The organism is Streptomyces sp. NBC_00887 (assembly GCF_045207585.1).
Genome location: NZ_CP108788.1, coordinates 8,873,305 through 8,891,069, shown reverse-complemented (window position 1 = coordinate 8,891,069; position 17,765 = coordinate 8,873,305). Strand labels below are relative to the sequence as shown.

16 protein-coding genes and 1 pseudogene are annotated in these 17,765 nt (G+C 69.7%); 12 read left to right on the top strand and 5 right to left on the bottom strand.

Going from position 1 to position 17,765, the window contains the following annotated elements; all coding sequences use genetic code 11:
- Positions 1-4 precede the first annotated feature (4 nt).
- The 7 genes from OG844_RS40580 (at position 5) to mug (ending at position 7,205) form a co-directional block, all read left to right on the top strand.
- The gene (locus OG844_RS40580) at positions 5-445 is read left to right on the top strand and encodes a GNAT family N-acetyltransferase (RefSeq protein ID WP_406388365.1); all 441 of its coding nucleotides are present in this window, start codon (positions 5-7) and stop codon (positions 443-445) included.
- Between the two features lie 329 nt (positions 446-774).
- The gene (locus OG844_RS40575) at positions 775-2,112 is read left to right on the top strand and encodes a hemolysin family protein (RefSeq protein ID WP_406388366.1); all 1,338 of its coding nucleotides are present in this window, start codon (positions 775-777) and stop codon (positions 2,110-2,112) included.
- Complete coding sequence (locus OG844_RS40570) at positions 2,109-3,131, top strand: hemolysin family protein (protein ID WP_406388367.1); 1,023 nt, start codon at positions 2,109-2,111, stop codon at positions 3,129-3,131. The genes OG844_RS40575 and OG844_RS40570 overlap by 4 nt, the downstream gene beginning before the upstream one ends.
- Before the next feature lie 104 nt (positions 3,132-3,235).
- A complete protein-coding gene (locus OG844_RS40565; protein ID WP_406388369.1) occupies positions 3,236-4,072 on the top strand; it encodes an SGNH/GDSL hydrolase family protein in 837 nt (278 codons plus the stop codon).
- A 211-nt stretch (positions 4,073-4,283) separates the two neighbouring features.
- Positions 4,284-5,078, top strand: a complete 795-nt coding sequence (locus OG844_RS40560) for an SAM-dependent methyltransferase (protein WP_406388371.1) — start codon at positions 4,284-4,286, stop codon at positions 5,076-5,078.
- Positions 5,079-5,185: 107 nt separating this feature from the next.
- Positions 5,186-6,628, top strand: coding sequence for an adenylosuccinate lyase (purB, locus tag OG844_RS40555; protein WP_406388373.1), 1,443 nt, complete (start codon positions 5,186-5,188; stop codon positions 6,626-6,628).
- A gap of 19 nt (positions 6,629-6,647) precedes the next feature.
- Positions 6,648-7,205: a G/U mismatch-specific DNA glycosylase gene (gene mug / locus OG844_RS40550; RefSeq protein WP_406388374.1), complete on the top strand. Its 558-nt coding sequence runs from the start codon at positions 6,648-6,650 to the stop codon at positions 7,203-7,205.
- A 172-nt stretch (positions 7,206-7,377) separates the two neighbouring features.
- Here the strand turns inward: mug and OG844_RS40545 are convergent, their stop codons facing one another.
- Together OG844_RS40545 and OG844_RS40540 are read right to left on the bottom strand one after the other, a co-directional pair.
- Positions 7,378-8,121, bottom strand: coding sequence for an ABC transporter permease (locus OG844_RS40545; protein WP_406388376.1), 744 nt, complete (start codon positions 8,119-8,121; stop codon positions 7,378-7,380).
- A gap of 5 nt (positions 8,122-8,126) precedes the next feature.
- Complete coding sequence (locus tag OG844_RS40540) at positions 8,127-9,062, bottom strand: ATP-binding cassette domain-containing protein (RefSeq protein WP_406388377.1); 936 nt, start codon at positions 9,060-9,062, stop codon at positions 8,127-8,129.
- 108 nt (positions 9,063-9,170) lie between these two features.
- Between OG844_RS40540 and OG844_RS40535 the strand changes: the two genes are divergently transcribed.
- The 3 genes from OG844_RS40535 to OG844_RS40525 all read left to right on the top strand — a co-directional run bounded on the left by OG844_RS40535 (position 9,171) and on the right by OG844_RS40525 (position 12,256).
- Positions 9,171-10,343 (top strand): sensor histidine kinase, encoded by a 1,173-nt coding sequence (locus OG844_RS40535; protein ID WP_406388378.1) that lies wholly within the window; start codon positions 9,171-9,173, stop codon positions 10,341-10,343.
- Positions 10,344-10,347: 4 nt separating this feature from the next.
- A complete protein-coding gene (locus tag OG844_RS40530; protein ID WP_406388379.1) occupies positions 10,348-10,998 on the top strand; it encodes a response regulator in 651 nt (216 codons plus the stop codon).
- A gap of 100 nt (positions 10,999-11,098) precedes the next feature.
- Positions 11,099-12,256: an ROK family protein gene (locus OG844_RS40525; protein WP_406388380.1), complete on the top strand. Its 1,158-nt coding sequence runs from the start codon at positions 11,099-11,101 to the stop codon at positions 12,254-12,256.
- 82 nt (positions 12,257-12,338) lie between these two features.
- On the opposite strand, the gene OG844_RS40520 is transcribed toward OG844_RS40525, so the two are convergent.
- Positions 12,339-13,106: a GntR family transcriptional regulator gene (locus OG844_RS40520; protein ID WP_329213376.1), complete on the bottom strand. Its 768-nt coding sequence runs from the start codon at positions 13,104-13,106 to the stop codon at positions 12,339-12,341.
- Positions 13,107-13,403: 297 nt separating this feature from the next.
- Entirely contained in the window at positions 13,404-14,288 is an 885-nt protein-coding gene (sigJ, locus tag OG844_RS40515) for an RNA polymerase sigma factor SigJ (protein WP_406388382.1), read from the bottom strand.
- A gap of 158 nt (positions 14,289-14,446) precedes the next feature.
- Between sigJ and OG844_RS40510 the strand changes: the two genes are divergently transcribed.
- A complete protein-coding gene (locus tag OG844_RS40510; RefSeq protein ID WP_406388384.1) occupies positions 14,447-15,277 on the top strand; it encodes an alpha/beta fold hydrolase in 831 nt (276 codons plus the stop codon).
- 168 nt (positions 15,278-15,445) lie between these two features.
- Here the strand turns inward: OG844_RS40510 and OG844_RS40505 are convergent.
- A pseudogene (locus OG844_RS40505) lies at positions 15,446-16,243 on the bottom strand (EamA family transporter); the annotation flags it as partial.
- 47 nt (positions 16,244-16,290) lie between these two features.
- Here OG844_RS40505 and OG844_RS40500 point away from each other — a divergent pair.
- Positions 16,291-17,748, top strand: a complete 1,458-nt coding sequence (locus OG844_RS40500; RefSeq protein WP_406388386.1) for a PLP-dependent aminotransferase family protein — start codon at positions 16,291-16,293, stop codon at positions 17,746-17,748.
- Positions 17,749-17,765 lie beyond the last annotated feature (17 nt).

Here is a 17,765-nt window from a genome sequence, read left to right as displayed (position 1 = left end):
CCACATGAGCGATCTCCATATACGTTCCGCATCCCTCGCGATCCGTTGCGCGACCCCGGCCGACATCAGCAGCGTGCTCCGGTTCTGGGATGAGGCCGCAGAGGGAACGAGCATCAGCGACGACTACGACGGGGTGGCCGGGCTCATCTCGAGAGACCCGGAAGCCCTGCTCCTCGCAGAGCGCGACGGCGTCCTCGCAGGAACGATCATCGCCGGTTTCGACGGCTGGCGATGCTCTGCCTACCGGCTCGCCGTACACCCGGACCACCGCCGGCAGGGCGCCGCCACCGCACTGATGGACGCGGCGGAACAGCGGTTCATCGCCCTGGGCGGGCGCCGGGTCGACGCCATGGTCCTGGAGGCCAACGAGACGGCGCACCACACATGGGCGGCGGCCGGATACCACCGCGAGGACCACTGGCGGCGCTGGGTGAAACCGCTGTAGACACGTGCGGGGGCGCCCTGCCTCCGCCTCTGCCTCCGCCTCTGCCTCCGTCGGATTCTGACCTCCCCTGAGGATTCGGGCTTCCTCCGGCGCATGCCCGAATCCGATGCGGGCAGAGGACTGAAGCACCTCACCGGTTGCGACCATGGGTAACCTCCGGGAACGCCCGACGCACCCGGCATTTTGCCGACCCTTTACTATGGACCCTCAACCGTCCCACTTTTCGAAAGGTGTGAGCGTCCGCCCATGGGCGAGCCTCCCAGTAGTAGACACCGCCGACATCGCGCGAACCTCCTGCCCCTGCCCGATCATGGGACGGAGGTGAACCGATGACCGAAGTGCTACTGCTCCTCGTGGCGGTGCTGCTCTCACTCGCCTGCGGCGCTTTCGTGGCGGCGGAGTTCTCCCTGACCACCGTGGAGCGCGGCGAGCTCGAACGGGCCGTCGAGCGGGGGGAACGAGGTGCGGCGGGAGCACTCAAGGCTGTCCGCAGCCTCACCTATCAGCTCTCCGGCGCTCAGCTCGGCATCACCGTCACCAACCTCGTCGTCGGCATGCTCGCCGAGCCGTCCATCGCCAAGCTGATCCGGGGACCGGTCGAGGCCATGGGGTTCTCCCCCGGCGTGGCTTCCACGCTGGCACTCGTCCTCGGTACCGCCCTGTCCACCGTGGTCCTGATGGTGGTCGGCGAGCTCGTCCCGAAGAACTGGGCGATCTCGTCCCCGCTGGCCGTCGCCAAGGTGGTCGCCACTCCACAGCGGGTGTTCACCGCCGTCTTCCGTCCGTTCATCAGCCACCTCAACAACACCGCCAACCGGATGGTGCGCCGCTTCGGCCTCGAACCGACCGAGGAGCTGGCCTCCGCGCGCAGCCCGCAGGAACTGGTGGCCCTGGCACGTCACTCCGCGAAGGAGGGCGCCCTGGAGGCGGACACCGCGGAACTGTTCGTGCGCACCCTCAACCTGTCCGAGCTGACCGCGGAGAACGTGATGACCCCGCGCGTCCAGGTGACCGCCCTCGAGGTCCGGGCCACCGCGGAGGACGTCGCGAACGCCACCCGGGCGACCGGTCTCTCCCGCTTCCCGGTCTACCGGGGCAGCCTGGACTCGGTCGTGGGAGTCGCGCACATCAAGGACGTGCTGGCCATTCCCGCAGCGCAGCGGCCCCGCAAGCCGGTCTCGGACATGCTGCGCGAGCCGCTCCTCGTGCCCGAGACCCTCACGGTGGACCGGTTGCTGGACCGGCTGTCGGGCAAACTCGCCATGGCCGTCGTCATCGACGAGTACGGCGGCACGGCAGGCGTCGTGACGCTGGAGGACATCGTCGAGGAGGTCGTCGGCGAGGTACGTGACGAGCACGACCCGCACGAGACGCCCGACCTCGCACCCGCCGGTGAGGACGCCGACGGACGCACCCTGTGGTCGGCCGACGGTGCCGCCCGCACGGACCAGCTCCGGACCATCGGGCTGCGGGTCCCGGACGGCCCCTACGAGACACTCGCCGGGCTCATCGCCACCGAGGTCGGCCGCATCCCTGTGGTCGGCGACACCGTCGAGCTCACCGGCTGGCGGATCGACGTCGTGGACGCCTCGGGGCACCGCGCCGCGCGCGCCCTGCTGCACGCACCGCTGCCCGGTACCGACGATCCGACGGAGAACGAACGATGATCGCCGTGCAGCTCTTGATCGGGCTGCTGACCCTGGTCGTGAACGCCTTCTTCGTCGGCGCGGAGTTCGCACTGATCTCCGTACGGCGCAGCCAGATCGAGCCGGAGGCCGAGGCCGGGAACCGGCGGGCACGCAGCGTCATCTGGGGCCTCGAGCATGTCTCGGCACTCCTCGCGGCGGCGCAGCTGGGCATCACGCTCTGCACGCTGGTGCTCGGCATCGTCGCCGAGCCCGCCATCGCACACCTGCTGGAGCCCGTCTTCGACGCTGTGGGGGTGCCGCACGGACTGGTTCACCCGATCTCGTTCGTGATCGCCCTGACGGTGGCGACCTACCTGCACATGCTGCTCGGCGAGATGGTGCCGAAGAACGTCGCGCTGGCCGAGCCGGCCCGCACCGCGCTGCTGCTCGGACCGCCGCTCGTGACCCTGGCCAGGGCGCTGCGCCCGGTGATCTTCACCATCAACGCCTTCGCCAACGCCCTGCTGAAGCTGTTGCGGGTGGAGACCAAGGACGAGGTGTCCGCGACCTTCTCCGACGACGAGCTGGCCCGGCTCGTCAAGGACGCCGGTGACGCGGGCCTCGTCGACGACCGCTCGGCGGAGCGGCTGCGGCATGCCCTGGAACTCGGCCGCCGGCCGGTCCGGGACGTCCTGCTCCCGGTCGACCGGGTGCTGTACACGCGGGTCGGGACGACGCCCGAGGAGCTGGAGCGCCTCTCGTCGGAATCCGGCTTCTCCCGCTTTCCCGTCATGGACAGCGAGCAGCGGATTCTCGGGTACCTCCACGTGAAGGACGCGCTGGACGCCACACCCCGCGACGTTCCGTTCCCGGTGACGGCGATGCGGCCGATCGCCCGGGTACGGGCCAATACGCCGCTCGACGATGTCCTCACCGCGCTGCGGCGGAGCCGTACCCACCTGGCAGCCGTGCTGGACGAGGACGACGACCGGCTGGTCGGCATGGTCACGATGGAGGACGTGCTGCGGGAGCTGGTGGGAAGGGCCCAGGCGCGCTGACCTCGGTGTCCTGTGGGAGGGAGTGGCGAGGGGCGCGGCTGCGGTCGCGCCCCTCTTCCGGCGGGATCCGGCCGCGGTTCCCACCACGGTAGGATCGCATGGCCATGGAATTGAATGCCTCCTACACCAGTCTTGTCGCCCTCGGCGACTCGTTCACCGAGGGCATGTCGGACCTGTTGCCCAACGGTTCCTACCGCGGCTGGGCCGACGTCCTCGCCGCCCGGCTCGCGGCCCGCACTCCCGGATTCCGGTACGCGAATCTCGCCGTGCGCGGAAAACTCATCAGCCAGATCGTCGACGAGCAGGTTGCCGTCGCGGCGGCGCTGCAGCCCGACGTGATCACGCTCGTCGGCGGGCTCAACGACACCCTGCGGCCGAAGTGCGACATGGGCATGGTGCGGGGTCGGCTGGAGGAGGCCGTGGAGCGTCTCGCTCCGTCGTGCAAGCAACTGGTGCTGATGCGCAGCCCGGGACGCAACGGTCCCGTGATGGAACGCTTCCGTCCGCGCATGGAGGAGCTCTTCTCGCTGGTCGACGACCTCGCGGAACGGCACGGCGCGGTGGTGGCCGATCTGTACGGTGCGCCCTCCCTGGGGGATCCCCGGATGTGGGACGTCGACCGTCTGCATCTGACACCCGAGGGGCATCGGAGGGTCGCCGAGGCGGTCTGGCAGACGCTCGGGCTGCCGGCGGAGAGCGACTGGCGGACCCCCGTGCCGGCTTCCCAGCCCGCGCGCTGGGCCAAGAGGCGCGTCGATGACGTCCGGTTCGCCCGGCAGCATCTGATGCCCTGGATCGGGCGGCGCCTCACCGGACGCTCGTCCGGTGACGGACGGGCCGGCGCGCAGTTCGACGCCGGGCTCGGGCGCGCCTTCTACGTCACGCCTGCGGACGCGGCGAACCCCGGCCCTGTGACGGAGTGGCGCCGGCTGGAACACTGACGCCCCGCGCGCCCCGATGCCTCTCCGCGCGTGCCCTGGCGTCCATTCGTGCGTGCGCGATGGTGCCGTCCGCCCGTGCGGGCCTTGGCTTCCCGACTTCATCGCCCAGCAGCCGAGTTGGCGCAGTTGCACCTGGTACGCAAGGGGCGGATGAGCCAGGCTGGTCGTCGACCGCGCAGGGGCACCCTGGGCACCAGGACAGGGATGAACGATGAGTGACGACACCGCGGCGCCGACGGACCGGATCGACACGGGCACACCGCACTCGGCACGCGTCTGGAACTACTGGCTCGGCGGCAAGGACAACTACGAGGTGGACCGCCTGCTGGGCGCGGCCATGGAGGAGTCGTACCCGCAGATCATCGACATCGCCCGTGCCTCCCGCCTGTTCCAGGCGCGGGCCGTCCGCTACCTTGCCCAGGAAGCGGGGATACGGCAGTTCCTCGACCTCGGCACCGGCCTGCCGACAGCGAACGCGACGCACGAGGTGGCCCAGGCGGTGGCCCCTTCCGCTCGTATCGTTTACGTGGACCACGATCCGATCGTGCTGGCCCACGCTCGTGCCCTGCTGACCAGCCGGCCCGAGGGCGCCACGGACTACGTGCACGCGGACCTGAAGGATTCCGGGACGGTACTGCGGGAGGCCGCCAGAACACTGGACCTCCAGCAGCCGGTTGTCCTGATGGTGCTGTCGACCCTGGGGCATATCGCGGACGGGGGCGAGGCCGCCGCCCTTCTGCGCAGCTATCTCGACGCGTTGCCCGTCGGAAGCTTCCTGATGCTGTGCGACACGATCGAGACGGAGGAGACCCGGGCTGCGTCCGACGACTACGCCAGCGGTGGCGCGATGCCCTACATCTCACGGCCCAGGGAGATCATGCGCTCCTTCGCGGACGGCCTGGACCTGGTCGAGCCCGGCTTCGGTTCGATCAGCCTGTGGCGCCCGGAGGAGCCCGTCACCGGTGAGCCGGTCGACCAGTGGGGATTCGTGGCCGCGAAGCGGTAGGGCAATCTCATCATGAGGCCTTGGGCAGGCCGGGCATCGCGTTCGTAGGAAAGCACACACCGGCCCGCGGCGTCGGCCTGCAGAAACCGCCAGTAGAATCTGGACACGTGACTGCTGTGTCTGCGAAGCCTCGCATCCCCAATGTCCTGGCCGGCCGCTATGCCTCTACGGAGCTGGCCGTCCTCTGGTCCCCCGAGCAGAAGGTGAAGCTGGAGCGTCAGCTGTGGCTGGCGGTGCTGCGCGCTCAGAAGGACCTCGGGATCGAGGTGCCCGACGCAGCGCTCACCGACTACGAGCGGGTGATCGACCAGGTCGACCTGGCCTCGATCGCCGAGCGCGAGAAGGTGACCCGGCACGACGTCAAGGCCCGGATCGAGGAGTTCAACGCCCTCGCCGGCCACGAGCAGGTGCACAAGGGCATGACCTCCCGGGACCTCACCGAGAACGTCGAACAGTTGCAGATCCGGCTCTCGCTGGAGCTCATGCGCGACCGTACGGTGTCGGTTCTGGCCCGGCTGGGCAAGCTGTCGGCCGAGTACCGCGAGTTGGTCATCGCGGGGCGCTCGCACAATGTCGCCGCGCAGGCGACGACGCTCGGCAAGCGTTTCGCGACCGCCGCGGACGAGCTGCTCGTGGCCTACGGACGGCTTGAGGACCTGCTCGACCGTTACCCGCTGCGTGGCATCAAGGGCCCGGTCGGAACGGCGCAGGACATGCTGGACCTGCTGGGCGGCGACGCGGACAAGCTGGCCGACCTGGAGCAGCGCATCGCCGGGCACCTCGGCTTCGCGCAGGCCTTCACCTCGGTCGGCCAGGTCTACCCCCGCTCTCTCGACTACGACGTGGTCACCTCGCTGGTCCAGTTGGCCGCTGCGCCCTCGTCGGTCGCCAAGACCATCCGGCTGATGGCCGGCCACGAGCTGGTGACCGAAGGCTTCAAGCCGGGTCAGGTCGGCTCCTCGGCCATGCCGCACAAGATGAACACCCGTTCCTGCGAGCGCGTCAACGGCCTGATGGTCATCCTGCGCGGCTACGCGTCGATGACGGGCGAACTGGCGGGCGATCAGTGGAACGAGGGCGACGTGTCCTGCTCCGTGGTCCGCCGGGTCGCACTGCCGGACGCGTTCTTCGCGTTCGACGGGCTGCTGGAGACCTTCCTGACGGTCCTCGACGAGTTCGGCGCGTTCCCTGCGGTCGTGGCCCGTGAGCTGGACCGCTACCTGCCGTTCCTCGCCACGACCAAGGTGCTGATGGGCGCGGTACGGGCAGGAGTCGGCCGTGAGGTCGCCCACGAGGCGATCAAGGAGAACGCTGTCGCCTCGGCGCTGGCCATGCGTGAGCAGGGTGTCGAACGCAACGAGCTGCTGGACAAGCTGGCCGCCGACGAGCGCATCCCGCTCGACCGCGGGCAGCTGGACGCCCTGATGGCGGACAAGCTGTCCTTCACCGGCGCGGCCGGCGACCAGGTTGCCGCTCTGGTGGCCCGGATCGAGGAGATCACCAAGCAGCACCCGGAAGCGGCCGGCTACACGCCCGGTTCCATCCTCTGATGGTCCCCACCACCGGCGCATGACACCCGAAGAGCTCCTGGCCGCCCGCGACCGCATCGTCCCCGATGTGGTCGCGGGCGGTCTGCGTGTGCTGTTCTGCGGCATCAACCCGAGCCTCATGACCGGGGCGACCGGACACCATTTCGCCCACCCCGGCAATCGGTTCTGGCCGGTTCTGCATCTGTCGGGCTTCACTCCGAGGCAACTGAAACCGTCGGAACAGAACGAGCTGCTCACCCATGGGCTCGGCATCACCAACGTGGTTGCCCGTGCCACGGCACGTGCGGACGAGCTGAGCACCGCGGAATTCCGCGAAGGAGGCGAACTTCTGTCGGCGAAGGTGGAACAGCTCGGGCCTTCGTGGCTCGCTGTCGTCGGCGTCACCGCCTACCGCACGGCTTTCGGTGAACGCCGTGCGCAGATCGGTCCGCAGGAGCCGACCATCGGGGGCGCCCGTGTCTGGGCACTGCCCAACCCGAGTGGACTCAACGCCCACTGGACCGTGAGGACGATGGCGGAGGAATTCGCCCGCCTGCGCACGGCCGTGGGACAGGACACACCTCCCCCCACCCCCTGACCGCTGCACCCTCCGAGGCCTTGAGAGCCCGAGCCATTGAGCCCCCGAGCGATTGAGCCCCGGAGCCCCTGAGCCCCTGAGCTCTTGAGCTCTTGAGCTCTTGAGCTCTTGAGCTCTTGAGCTCTTGAGCTCTTGAGCTCTTGAGCCATTGAGGCCGCCGGGCGGGCACCGGTCAGGCGTCCCTCTTACGCACGGCCCACCAACCGGCGAGCAACGCGGCACCGGCCCATGCTGCGGTGACGGCCAGCCCCGTCCACGGCCCGAGGTTTCCTTCGGGATTCTGGTGGAGAACCACCTGCCCTGCCCGGTCCGGAAGATACTGCGCTACCCCGCCCGCGATGTCTCCGACCACGAAGGAGACGATCAGGATGAAGGGGATGAGCAGACTGAGTACGGCAACCGCGCTGCGCAGCAGCGCTGTCAGTCCGGCCGCGAACAGAGCCATCAGCGTGAGGTAGACGCCCCCGCCGAACGCCGCTCGCAGTGCACCGGGCTCTCCCAGACCGATCGCGTAGTCGCCCATGAACATCTGTCCCACGAGGAACGTGGTGAAGCTGGTGATCATTCCCACGGCGAGAGCGAGTCCGCCGACCACGGACATCTTTGCTGCGTAGAAGAGGCCTCGACGCGGAACGGCCGAGAGCGATATCCGCATGGCCCCGTTCAGGAACTCGGAGGACAGGGCAGTCGCACCGAAACTGATGGCGGCGATCTGGCCGAAGTTCAGCGCGTAGAAGGCGCCGAAGACCAACTCGGTATCAGCGTTGTCCGCCTCGGCCTGTCCGACGGTGGCGAACGTGAGCACGGTGATGGCGAGGGTGGCGGCGAAGACCGCTATCAGGGATCCGGACACGGACCGCACCGACTTGATCTTGATCCACTCGGAGTGCAGAACGGCAGTTGCCGACATCGTCACGGCGGTCAGACCTCCTGGTGTGCGTTGGGTGATGTGGAGGCGGCGAATTCCGTTTCGGCCGCGGTGAGGTCGAGATACGCCTGTTCCAAGGTGACCTGCTCATCAAGGAGTTCAAGGATGGGGATCCCTTCGAAGGCGGCTAGGGCACCGATTTGCTCCGCCTTGGCTCCCTCCACCGTCCAGCGGCCGTCGCCTCCCTGCTCCGGCTCGTATCCCTTGCGGATCAGCGCATCCCTCAGACGCGTGGATTCGGTTGTCCGGAGCCGTACGCGCGGCCGGCTCCGGGAGTCGAGGAACTCCTGCATCGGCAGATCGACGAGGAGCCTGCCCCGGCCGAGGACCACCAGGTGGTCGGCGAAGGACGAGGTCTCGTACATCAAGTGACTGGAGACGAGTACGGTGCGGCCCTCGCGTGCCAGCCGCCGCATCAGCTCACGGATCCACATGATGCCTTCCGGGTCCAGTCCGTTGGACGGTTCGTCCAGCATCACCACCTCGGGATCTCCGAGCAGGGCCGCGGCGATACCGAGACGCTGGCGCATGCCGAGCGAGAACGTCTTGATCCGCTGCCCGCCGACCGCGCCGAGGCCGGCTTCCTCGAGCACCTCCTCGACCCGTCTGCCTGCTATGCCGTTGCTCGCGGCGAGTGCCAGCAGGTGATTGCGCGCGGTCCGCGAGCCGTGCGCCGCCTGCGCGTCGAGCAGTGCGCCGACCCGGCGCAGCGGGTTGCCGAGCGAGGCGTAGGGCTGTCCGCCGATCGTGGCGGAACCGCCCGTGGCCCGGTCCAGGCCGAGGACCAGTCGCATGGTGGTGGACTTCCCGGCGCCGTTCGGGCCGAGAAAACCCGTCACTCGGCCCGGCCGCACGCTGAACGTGAGGCGGTCCACGGCGCGGGTGGATCCGTAGTCCTTCGTGAGCTCGTGAACGTCGATGCTGGTCATGACCCCAGACTGGCCGCCGGCCCCGGCCCGTGGCCTCCCCCGCCCGAGTGGATCGTCTCCCTCTCGCGGGGGGAGCCTCCGGCCGCTCGGCACTGGCACGATGGCAGCATGCGCCGCCTCCTCAGACCGCTGGCAGTCCCCGCCACCTACAGCCGATGGCTTCATCTGCTCATCCCGTCCGCGGTCGTCAGCGTGTGGATGTTCATTTCCCCGGCCAATCCATGGGTTCCCTTCTTCCTCGCGGTTCCTGTGGGGCTGATTCCCGCGATGCGTCTCGCCGAAGGAGTACAGGCTCAGCTGCTCCTCACACCGCAGGAGCGCGGCCGTCCGGACGCCGCGATCTCCATTGGGCCTGCGGCGACATGGGCGGACCGCTGGCGCACCGTGGCCTGGCTGGAGATACGGCTGCTGCTTGCGGCCGCGGCCACCTTCGCGACTGTCTGGCTGCCTGCCACGACGGTCGACCTCGTCAGCGCCTTGTTCGGGACCCGGTTGAGCGGTGACTGGCTGGTCCGTGGTGTCGAGCCGAGCTGGTGGTTCGTGCTGCTCGCCCCCCTGCCGATGCTGGTGCTGCTCGGGCTGGTCGTCATGCTCGGCCATCTGGTCACCGCTGTTGCCCGGTGGTTGCTCGGTCCGTCACCCGTGGAGCGGATGACCGCCTTGGAGGAGCGCACCGAGCAGTTGCTCGAGCGGAACCGGATAGCGCGGGAGCTCCATGATTCGATCGGGCACGCGCTGACGGTCGCGGTGGTGCAGGCGGGGGCAGCCCGGACTGCGCGCGACCCCGAGTTCACCGACCGGGCACTCGCCGCCATCGAGGAGACCGGCCGCAGTGCGCTGGACGATCTGGAGCGCGTGCTGCGAGTGTTGCGCGAATCGGGCACCCCGGTCAGCCGGCGGCCCACGTTGCTCGAGGCCGACAGGCTGCTGGACTCGGCTCGCGGCGCCGGAGCGAAGGTCAGTGCGAATGTGTCGGGTCCGCTGGGTCTGGTCCCCGACCCCGTGTCCCGCGAGGGCTACCGAATTCTTCAGGAGTCACTCACCAACGTGCTGCGTCACGCCGGCCCCGTCCCCATCCGGGTGAGACTCACGGTGATGGACGGGTGGCTGGAGCTCGAAGTGGCCAATCCGATCGGTGGATCACCGAAGGGGCGGGGCGGTGGCAGCGGCCTGCAGGGCGTACGTGAGCGAGCCTCCCTGCTGGGTGGAAAGGCCAAGACGGGCCCGTTCGGAGGAGAGTGGATGGTGCACGCGAGCCTCCCGCTGGACCACATACGCTGACCGGATGCCGGTTACCGTACTTCTGGTCGACGACGAGCCCCTCGTCCGCACGGGACTGCGTGCGGTCCTTGAGGCGCAGCCCGATATCACCGTGGTGGGCGAGGCCGCCGATGGCGCCGCGGTGATCCCCCTCGTGCGTCAACTGCGTCCCGATGTCGTGGCGATGGACGTCCGTATGCCCTTGATGGACGGGATCGAGGCGACCCGGCTGGTGCTGCGCACGGTTCCCGATCCGCCGAAGATCCTCGTGGTGACGACCTTCGAGAACGACGAGTACGTGTACGAGGCGCTGCGTGCCGGTGCGGACGGGTTCCTCCTCAAGCGCGCCCGGCCCGCGGAGATCGTGCACGCGGTGCGGCTGGTGGCGGAGGGGGAGTCGCTGCTGTTCCCCGCTGCGGTCCGCCGGCTCGCGGCGGAGTACGGCACGAGCAAGGCGCGGGAGGCGATGGACCGTGCGGCTCTCACCGACCGCGAGGCAGCGGTGCTCCGGTTGATGGCACGGGGCCTGTCCAACGCGGAGATCGCAGCGAAGCTCACGGTCGGAGTGGAGACGGTGAAGAGCCATGTCAGCGCGGTCCTGGCGAAGTTGGGCGCCAGGGACCGTACCCAGGCGGTGATCGCCGCCTACGAGTCCGGCTTCGTGGCTCCAGGCTGACTCAGGTCACCTCTCGGTACCGGCTTCCGGAGCCGGTCGCCGCAGCCTGGGTCAGCGAGTACGATCCGGCAGACATGCGCGCGACCTGGGAGGACACACCGTGGGCCGGCTGACCGGTGGGGACCCGTCTCTGCTCCGGCGGATCAATTCCGCGGTGGTGCTGCACGCCCTGCGGGGTGCCCAGTCACCCACTCTCACGGACCTGACACGACTCACGGGGCTGTCCCGCCCCACCGTCGAGGGAGTCGTCGAGGGCCTCTTCGAGGCAGGTCTGGTCGTCGAGGCCCTGCCGGACGAGAGTGAGACACGGCGGCAGGGGCGGCCTGCCCGGCGGTTCCGGTTCCGTGCCGAGGCCGGGTACTTGCTGGGTGTCGAGATCGGCGCCCACCGGGTCTCCGCGCTGCTGTCCGGGCTGGACGGAAGGATCGTGGGCGCGGGCTCGCGCGAGGTCTCCGAGACGGCTTGCGCGGATGACAGGATCGATCAGGTCAGGGCCGTGATCGCCGATGTGCTGCGGCGCACCGGAGTCGCGCGGAGCAGCTTGCGCGCGGTCGGGGTGGGCAGCCCCGGCATTGTCGAGGCCGACGGGACCGTACGGCTGGCCACCGCCCTGCCGGACTGGACCGGCCTGGCGCTCGGCGAGAAACTGCGGCGTTCCTTCCGGTGTCCTGTACTGGTGGAGAACGACGCCAATGCCGCGGCGGTGGCCGAGCACTGGAAGGGTGCGGCAACCGAGTCCGACGACATCGTCTTCGTTCTCGCGGGCTTGAGCCCCGGGGCGGGTTCACTGATCGGGGGGCGGCTGCACCGCGGATTCGGCGGGGCGGCCGGCGAGATCGGCGCGCTGCACCTGCTGGGCCGGGATGTCACCCCTGAGCATCTCCTCTCGACGACCGACACCCCGCTGGACCCGCTGGACGAGCACGCCGTGGCCGCCGTCTTCTCGAAGGCCAAGCACGGCGATGACGGAGCGCAGGCCGCTGTCGAACGGTTCATCCAACGTCTGGTTCATGATGTCGCGGCCCTGGTGCTGGCGCTGGATCCGGAGCTCGTGGTCATCGGCGGCTGGGCCGCCGGACTGGACGGTGTCCTCGACCCTCTCCGGGACGAGTTGGCCCGTTACTGTCTGCGGCCGCCCCGGGTGGCCCTGTCTCTGCTGGGCGAGGCGGCCGTGGCCACCGGCGCCCTGCGGCTCGCGCTGGACCATGTCGAGGAACAGCTCTTCGCGGTGGAGGCAACGGTGACGGCCCGCCGCTGACTGCGACGGGCCGCACGTTGGGCATGACACGAGTGAGTGGCGGGCCTCGGGTGCCGAGGACAGGAACCGCGGCGCCCTCGGGTCAGGAAGCCTGCCGTTCCTGCTCGTCGTGACTGATTTCCAGCGCCCCCGAGTCCCCGAAGGTCAGACGGCAGGTGTCCGCCCGGTACGTGGCGACAGATACGGCCGCTGTACCGGAGGCGGCGAAGTAGCGTGTCGTGACCACGAGAACCGGGGCACCGGGAAGCCGGTCGAGCTCCTTGGCATCGTCCGCGCGTGCCGATCCGAGCTCGACCGAGCGGTCCTGGCCGTCGAGGCCGAGTCGGTGCAGCTCGCGCAGGACGCTGCGGGCCCGGGTGGGCCCGGACGGCGCTTCGATCGCGGAGAGTTCGGGTACGGACGACGAGGGGACGTACAGGAGCTCCGCCGCCACCGACTGCCCATGGGTGACACGTATGCGGCGCACCACGTGCACAGGTTCCTCGGCGTCGCACTCCAGTACGGCGGCAACCGCGGCGGGAGCAGTCGCGACGGTGCATTCGACGGGCTGCCAGGCCTCGTCCGAGCCCCCGCCCGCCCAGTCGTGCTGCGCGGCAGCGACGGCCACACCGACACGAGGCGGAGCGACGGTCGTGCCGACGCCCCGGCGTCGCTGCAGTCTTCCTTCGAGTTCGAGCTGCTCCAGAGCCTGTCGGAGCGTGGCCCTGGCGACTCCGAAACGCGCCGCGAGGTCACGCTCGTTGGGCAGGATCTCTCCTACCGCAAAGTCCGAGTCGAGTGCCTCACTGAGCACGGTCTTGAGGTGCCAGTACTTCGGCTCCTGTACCGATTCCAGCTGCGTGGTCCCCACCCTGTCCTCCGCATTCGCCCGGCGTCTTTCCGCGACGTTATTTATTAAAGGTCCCTGTCTTAACATGGAGACCTTAGGACGGCGTACCACCTTGGTCAAGACCAATCCTCACCCCGTAACAGAGCGAAACGGGCTGCTGCCGCAGAGCGTTCACAGGACGTTCGCGGAGCCGTGAGCCCCGCGCAGCAATGAGCCCCGCGACCGAGGAGGCTCGTGGGGCTCGTGAGGTTCATGGGCTCGCGGGTGCCGGAGGAAGGTCGGCGGAGAGAAAGCAGACGGCTATCCGCCAGCCGGCACTTAACTCACGGACAATCCAGAAAGTTTGTCTGGATTACGAATGATATAGACGCATTGAATGAATCCCTCTTCGACGTCCACCTGGAAGACGGTGTCCACTTTTCCGTCGATGAACAAACCCACGGCCGGACCCCCGTTGAGCTCCAGGACCCGCGCCTCCATTTCCACGGACATGTCCCTCCCGACAGCGAAGAGGAAGCGGCTGACCTTGTCCGCGGTCTCGATGATCCGCCGCGGCGCCTTCGACTTGCCCCCGCTGTCGCTGACCAGCCGCACATCGGGCGCCAACAGGACGAGCAGCTCTTCGATGTCGCCACCCGACGCGGCCGAGAGGAACCGCTCGGTGAGATCACGGCGTACGGCCGGATCCACGTCGTAGCGCGGCTTGCGCTCCTCCACGTGCCGCTTGGCACGTCCGGCGAGCTGGCGCACCGCTGCCTCGGTCCGGTCGAGGGTGACCGCGATCTCGGCGTAGGGAAACCCGAATGCCTCACGGAGGACGAACACCGCCCGCTCCAGGGGCGAGAGCGACTCGAGGACGACCAGCACGGCGAGGGACACGGAGTCGGCGAGGACCGCCTGCTCCGCGGTGTCGGGGACGGAAGGGCCGAACTCGGTGACGACAGGCTCGGGCAGCCACGGCCCCACGTACGCCTCGCGCCTGGACTGCAGGTGACGCAGCCGGTCGATGGCCAGCCGGGTGGTGATGCGTACGAGGAAGGCCCTCGGTTCGCGCACGTCCTCGCGTCCGGCCGACGACCAGCGGAGCCACGCCTCCTGCACCACGTCCTCGGCGTCGGCGATGCGGCCGAGCATGCGGTAGGCCACCCCGGTGAGGACGGGCCGGCTTTCTTCGAAGAGATCGGTCACGGTATCGACAGTCACTTCCCCATCCCAGCGGACACGTCAGGCGCTGTCCAGCAGGAACAACAGGAATCGGGCGCACCTATTGAACTGGAAGCTACTCGGCGGTAATCATTGCTGACGAGGGGTCCGTCCCCTCATTCCCCGCCCGCACGGGGCCGGATCACCCGAGGAGCAGCATGGCCACCACGGTCTCGTTCGCAGTCGATTCGGCCGTCGGCCGGCACACCGTGTCCATGGCGTACGAACGAGCCGGGTCCGGCGAGCCGTTGCTGCTTCTCCACGGCATCGGTCACCACCGTCAGGCCTGGGACCCGGTCGTACGGATCCTGGCCGTCGAGCGGGACGTCATAGCGGTGGACCTGCCCGGGTTCGGGGACTCACCGGCTCTGCCGGACGGCCTCCCTTACGACCTGGGGACCGTGGTCCCGGTGCTCGCCGCGTTCTGCGAGGCAATCGGGGTGGAGCGTCCCCATGTCGCGGGCAACTCCCTCGGAGGGCTCCTGGCTCTGGAGCTGGGCCGCGAGAAGCTCGTCTCCTCGGTGACGGCCCTGTCCCCGGCCGGGTTCTGGACGGAGGGCGAGCGACGCTACGCGTTCGGGGTGCTGCGCACCATGCGACGCGGCGCGCTGACGATGCCGATGCCCGTGATCGAGCGGCTCTCGCGGAGTTCGGCCGGCCGTGCGGCGCTGACCAGCACCATCTACGCACGGCCCGGCCGCCGTTCACCCGATGCCGTCGTGTCGGAGACGGTCGCTCTGCGCGGGGCGACGGGCTTCCACCAGACTCTTGCCGCCGGCCGGGGCCTCACCTTCTCCGACGATGTGCCTGATCTCCCGGTCACCATCGCCTGGGGCAGCCGGGACCGTCTGCTGCTGCGCCGGCAGGGAATCCGGGCCAAGGGGCTCATCCCCGGTGCCCGGCTCGTACAGCTCCCCGACTGCGGTCATGTTCCGATGAACGACGACCCCGCCCCCGTGGCGCGCGTCATCCTCGACACGAGCCGCTGAACGCCCGACGCGCAGTGCCGCGGCCTCGGTCCCGGAACGGCCCGCACCGCTCGCGGCGCCGGCCGGCTTCCCGGCCGCGGGAAGGCGGCGCCTGAGGACGCCCGAGCCGAGGGCCACACCCGCGCCCACCAGAATGCTGCCCGCACCCTGCGCGATGCCGTACACCCCCGCACCGACGACAGGCGCGGTGAGCGCGGCCGATACCGGGATCAGCCCGGAGAAGAGCGTCGCGCGCTCGGCACCGATGCGCCGCATACCGCTGTACCAGCAGACGAATCCGATCACTGTGACGACGGCCGCCTGCCACAGCAGGGCCAGCGCCTCCTCCACCGCGGGCACCCGTACGAACCCCGCCCCGTCCAGCAGTACACCCAGCAGCGCCGACTCCAGGGCGGCGACGCCACAGACGGTCGCCGACAGCAGCTTCGGGCCCAGCGGACGCAGCACCGGCACGGCCAGTACCGCGAAGCCGACCTCACCGACGAGCGCGCCCATCGAGCAGAGGATGCCCGCCAGGTCGGTCCGGCCCCAGCCCTGGACGGTGAACGCCCCGGCCGCGACGAAACCGGCCGCGTACAGGACGGTCCGGGAGGGGCGGCGGCCTTCCAGCACAGGGACCATGACGCCCACGACGATGGGCGCGCAGCCCACGAACACGCCTGGAACGGCCGGCTCCGCCGAGCGTTCGGCAACCAGCACCGCAAGGTTGAAGCCGACCATGCCGATGGCCGCGAGGGCCGCGAGGCGGACCCACTGACGGCGGGTGAGGGTACGAAGAGGGACGAGCCCTGACGTGCCGCGGCTGCGCAGGAGCGGGAGCAGTAACAGCGCGGCGAGGCCGTACCTCAGTGCCTGCCCGCCCGCGTACGGATAGTCGCCCAGGAGGCTGTTCGCGGTGAAGGAGGCACCGACCAGAGTGCAGGCGAAAGCAGCGAGAAGGGCGCCGCGCAGATCGGTAGCGTTCATGGAACCGACGCTAGGTTCCGGCACGGTCCGGTTTAAGGTCCACTTCCATGACGTCTTCGGAGACCAATCCACGACCCGGTCCGGGCGTTCAGGAAGAGCGGCCCATCGCCTCCGCCGCTTGGGAGCTGTTGATCCCCGCAGTCTCCGCGCCCGCCCGTCAGCGCGGTCGTGCGCTGCAGTCGGCGTTGCGCGAGGCCGTGCGTTCGGGTCGGCTCGCGGCGGGCACCAGGCTTCCGGCCAGCCGTGAACTCGCCGCCGACCTCGGGGTGTCGCGGGGTCTGGTGACGGAGGCGTACGAGCAGCTGACGGCGGAGAGTTATCTGCGCAGCGGCCGGGGCGCGGGCACGTGGGTGAGCGGCGGGGTGCGACCGGCTGCCCGTGGGGCGCGTGATCTGGCGCCGCGTGCGCCCGGCGTACGGGTGGACTTCCGCCCGGGCACCCCCGATCTCTCCCTCTTCCCGCGGAGCGCCTGGGGCGCCGCCCACCGCGCGGTCCTCGGCCGGCTGCCGCACAGCGCTCTCGGCTACCCGGACCCGCGCGGTCTTCCGGAGCTGCGCGAGGCTTTGGCCGCCCTGCTGACGCGGCGTCGCGGAGTGGTGGCCGATCCCGAGCGGCTTGTGGTGTGTTCGGGCGTGGCACAGGCGACGACGCTGCTCGGCTTCGTGCTGCGGGGGCGCGGCGCCGCGGAGGTCGGTGTGGAGGACCCGGGAAGCCCGGAGCACGCAGCGCTGTTCGCCTCGGCCGGGCTCGGGACGGTCCCGCTGCCGCTGGACGGCGAGGGTCTCGCTGTGGCACCGCTTCTGCGTTCCGGTGTGCGCGCTCTCGTGACGACCCCGGCGCATCAGTTCCCCACCGGGATCGCCTACTCGGCCGAGCGCCGCAGCAGGCTCCTCGACTGGGCCCGCAGCTCCTCGGCCGTGATCATGGAGGACGACTACGACGGTGACTTCCGCTACGACAGGGCGCCTGTCGGGGCTCTCCAGGGACTGGACCCGGAGCATGTCGTGTACACGGGCTCGGTGAGCAAGTCGCTGGCGCCGGGACTGCGGCTGGGCTGGCTGATCGCCCCCGCGTCGATGACCGACGAGATCGTCGACCGCAAGCGCACCATGGACCTCGGCAATCCCGCCATCGACCAGGCCGTCCTCGCGGACTTCGTCACCCGGGGCGGCTACGACCGTCACCTGCGGCGCTGCCAGCGCGCCTACCGGGAACGACGGGACGCCATGACCGCAGCGCTGGAGGAACACTTTCCCGGTGCCGAAGTCAGCGGGATCGCCGCGGGGCTGCACATCATCGCCCGTCTGCCCGAACGCTGCGGTTCCCGGGCGGACATCCTGGTCCGGGCGGCGGCAGCCGGGATCGCCCTGCGCCCGCTGAGCGACTACGGGACGGCTGACGCCGAGGACCCCGCGGTCCGTCTGGTGCTCGGCTACGCGCATCTGGCCCCGGCCGATATCGCGCACGGGATCCGTCTGCTGGCCCGCGGGCTCACGGCGTCCTAGGGAAGGAACAGGCCGCC